At 71.0% G+C, this 3,987-nt stretch carries 1 protein-coding gene and 2 pseudogenes; all 3 read left to right on the top strand.

Features of this window, described 5'->3' with window-relative positions:
• A pseudogene (locus ACIRYZ_RS46330) lies at window positions 1-76 on the top strand (ATP-binding protein); the annotation flags it as partial.
• Between the two features lie 413 nt (window positions 77-489).
• Window positions 490-3,885 (top strand): nitrate- and nitrite sensing domain-containing protein, encoded by a 3,396-nt coding sequence (locus ACIRYZ_RS46335; protein ID WP_402955745.1) that lies wholly within the window; start codon window positions 490-492, stop codon window positions 3,883-3,885.
• Window positions 3,886-3,895: 10 nt separating this feature from the next.
• A pseudogene (locus ACIRYZ_RS46340) lies at window positions 3,896-3,987 on the top strand (roadblock/LC7 domain-containing protein); the annotation flags it as partial.

Raw genomic sequence — 3,987 nt, forward strand, 5'->3', positions numbered from 1 at the left:
CGCCCGTCGCCGCGACAGCGCCAAGAGCGCCCTCATCACCCTCGTCGAACACGCCCTGCTCGCCCGGCTCCGCTGAGGCGGGACCGGCCCGAGAGGGAACCAACCGGCCCCGGTGACCCGTCACACTGACGGGCCGCCGGGGCGGTGACGCTTACCGGCCGGTGTCCTCCGAGGGCCCCGCGCAAGACCCGTGTATAAGCAGCGGATAACAGTTCGGTAGGCATTTTGTGATCAACAATGACGCAGCGTGGCGAAACAGCGTCACTCAGCGCCAGATGACCACGGTTTTGCTCCGTCATGTCGCTGATTGTCCGGATTGTGCCGACGCGGGTGCCGTATCGGGGCTGTTTGTCCCCCATCCCTGCACGTGCTGAAATTCCAGCTGCCCCTGAACATCCCGCGCCGGCCCCGCCCGGTGGCGGGCCAGGGCCCCGGGGGTAGCGCTGGATTGATCCATGGCCGGCAAGTCGGCCGAGAGGTAGTTGTCGAGTGAGGCGTAAGCAGCAACCCGCCCCGCAGCGGCGCTCCGAGCCCCGCCAGAGCGAGCCGAACGGTACCGCCGCGGACCAGGCCGGATTCTCCGCGTTCACTCCCACCGAGGAGCGCGCCCCGGCCACTCCGGCCCCCAAGCCCCCGACATCGGCCAAGGAGCCGCGCGGCAGCGCCGGTGCGCCCGCCGACGGCGGCTCCAGCCGGTACGACTTCCTCCGCCCGCGCAACTGGCGCGTGCCGACCCGCCTGATCGCGATTCTGCTGATCCCCGTGATCATCAGTCTCGTCTTCGGCGGTCTGCGTGTTAACACCTCGGTCGACGGCTACATCAAGGCGTCCCGCGCCGAGAAGACGGCCGAGCTGGCCAAGGCGGCGACCGAACTCGCCGAGGCGCTGGAGAACGAGCGCGACAAGACCCTGATACCCCTGATCACGGGGCAGGACCCGAACAACGAGGTCACCAAGCGCCGCGCCGACACCGACGCCGCGCTGAAGGCCTACAACGCCGCGTACGACGCCTCCGACAAGTCCGGCGAACTCCCGCGCCGCCACGAGGCCTTCCAGCTCCTCGTGGCGGACCTGCCGCACCTGCGGCAGGTCGCGTACGGCAAGGAGCTGTTCGCCAGCGCCACCGCGAGCGCCTACTCGACGATGTTCGCGCCGCTGCTGTCCTACGACAACTCGGTCGGCAACGGCTCCTCCAACGCCACCAGCAAGGGCCGCGCGATCTACGCGATGTCGCTGGCCAAGGCCTCCGCCTCGACCCAGCGCTCGCTGATGCTGAGCATTCTGGTCGGCATCGCGCAGGGCACGACCACGCGCTACGAGAACCAGGACATGACCCAGCAGATCCTGGTCTCGGAGAAGCTGGAGCAGGTCTCGCTGAGCGAGTTCAACACCGGTAGCGCCCCCGAGGACGCCCGGAAGTACGCGGACGCGCAGGTCGCCCTGGCCCCCACGAAGGACAGCACGGCGCTCAAGATGCCCAACGGCACCCTGCCCACCATGCAGGGCCTGCTGGCGATCGCCGCCAACTACGCCCAGGCCGCCGCCGAGGGCCAGCAGCGGGGCAAGGCCACGGCCGACGCCGCGTTCGCCGAAGCCAAGAACGCCGGTCTGACCCCGGACAACTGGAACCAGGCCGCCGGTACCCACATCCAGGCCCTGCGGAACACCGAAGTCGCGCTGCTGGACGACGTCCTCACCGACTCCCGCAACCTCAAGGACAACGCGCTCTACGACGCCATCCTCAACACGGTCATCGTCGTCGCCGCACTGATCCTGGCCGGCCTGCTCACCGGCTACGTCGCCCGCTCGATGATCCTCGGCATGCGCACCCTGCGCAGCGCCGCCCTGGAGATCGCCGACCACCGTCTGCCGGACCTGGTCGAGAAGCTCTCCAAGACCGACCCCGACCGGGTCGACACCTCGGTGGCCCCGATCCCGCTGCACGGCAAGGACGAGATCGGCGAAGTCGCCCGGGCCTTCGACCAGGTCCACCAGCAGGCCGTGGCGCTCGCCGCCGAGCAGGCCCTGCTCCGAGGGAACGTCAACGCGATCTTCACCAACCTGTCGCGTCGCAGCCAGGGCCTGATCCAGCGCCAGCTGGCGCTGATCACCGACCTGGAGAACAACGAGGCCGACCCGGACCAGCTGGAGAACCTCTTCAAGCTGGACCACCTGGCCACCCGTATGCGCCGCAACGGTGAGAACCTGCTCGTCCTCGCGGGCGAGGAGGCCGGCCGCCGCTGGAACACCCCGGTCCCGCTGGTCGACGTGCTCCGTGCCGCCGCGTCCGAGGTGGAGCAGTACGAGCGCGTCGAGCTGTCCGGCATCCCGGAGGTCGAGGTCGTCGGCGCTGCCGTGACCGACCTCGTCCACCTGCTCGCCGAGCTGCTGGAGAACGCCACCTCGTTCTCCAGCCCGCAGACCCGGGTGCTGGTCAACGCGACCCGTCTGCCGGACGGCCGCGTCCTGGTCGAGATCCACGACAAGGGCATCGGCCTCACTGCGGACGACTTCGCCGAGATCAACGAGAAGCTGGCCGAGCCGCCCACGGTCGACGCCACCATCTCCCGCCGCATGGGCCTCTTCGTGGTCGGCCGGCTCTCCCAGCGGCACGACATCCGCGTCCAGCTCCGCCCGTCGGGCGAGTCGGCCGGCACCACCTCGCTGGTCATGCTCCCGCCGTTCGTCACCAAGTCCGGCCCCGCGCCGGAGCCGGAGGAGCAGTTCACCGTCTCCCGGATCTTCGCCGACCAGGAGCCGACCGCCGAGTGGGCCCCCGAGGGCCGCTCCCGCAGCGCCGCCGAGCTGGGCTTCGACGACCACCTCACCGGCCTCGGCCACGCCGGCTCCTCCGGCTTCAGCCCGGCCCTGGAGGCCGTCCAGCGCTCCCAGCGCCTCGACCAGGTCCGCCGCGCGGCCCTGGAGGGCTCCCCGCAGCCGCCGGTGGTGGACGCCGAGGTCGAGGAGGAGTACGAGCAGGGCTACGACCAGTACGCCCCGCAGAGCTACGACCAGGGTGCCTACGCGGACGACCGGTACGGCGCCGACGACCAGTACGGCCAGTACGGCCAGTACGGCAACGACCAGGGCGGCTACCAGCAGGACGAGTACGCCCAGGACGGCTACGGCCAGTACCAGCAGCAGGGCTACGACCAGGGCGGCTACGCGGACGACCGGTACGGCGCCGACGGCCAGTACGGCCAGTACGGCAACGACCAGGGCGGCTACCAGCAGGACGAGTACGCCCAGGACGGCTACGGCCGCCGGGCCGACGAGGCCCCGGCCGGCCACCCGTACACCCCGGAGCCGCCCGCCCTGCCCGCCGCCGGCCCCGCCACCACCCTGCCGTCCGGGCTGCCCCAGCGCCGCCCCGGCCAGCAGCTGGCGGGCGGCGGCCTGGGCAGCGCCCCGGCCGGCGCCATCCCGTCCGGCGAGAGCCCCAACTGGTTCGCCGGCGCCAAGGACACCTCGTCGTCCGCCGAATCGCGCGGCCACGACGTGTCCTCGCTCGGCGGTTACGGCCCGACCGGCCCGACCGCCAGCTCCGCCTGGCAGTCGCCGAACGACGGCAACTGGCAGCGCGCCGAGCAGCTGCGCGAGCCCTCGTCCTCCGGCACCACCGGGGCCGGCCTGCCCCGGCGCGTGCCGAAGCAGAACCTGGTGCCCGGCAACGCCAAGCCCACCCCGCAGGAAGGGCCGCAGGTCTCCCGCAGCCCCGAGGAGGTCCGTGGCCGCCTCACCAACCTGCGCCGCGGTGTGGAGCAGGGCCGCAGCGCCGGCAACACCGGAAGCTTCCGGATCGACCCCGATCAGGTAGACCAGTCCGGCAACGGACAGAACCGGAGCACCGATCTCTTCGGCGGCTCGAACCACCAGGAGCGTTGAGTTGACTCAGATGAGCCAGGCCGCACAGAACCTGAACTGGCTGATCACCAATTTCGTGGACAACACCCCCGGGGTGTCCCACACCGTGGTGGTCTCCGCGGA

This window comes from Kitasatospora sp. NPDC101155 (assembly GCF_044768305.1).
GTDB lineage: Bacteria > Actinomycetota > Actinomycetes > Streptomycetales > Streptomycetaceae > Kitasatospora.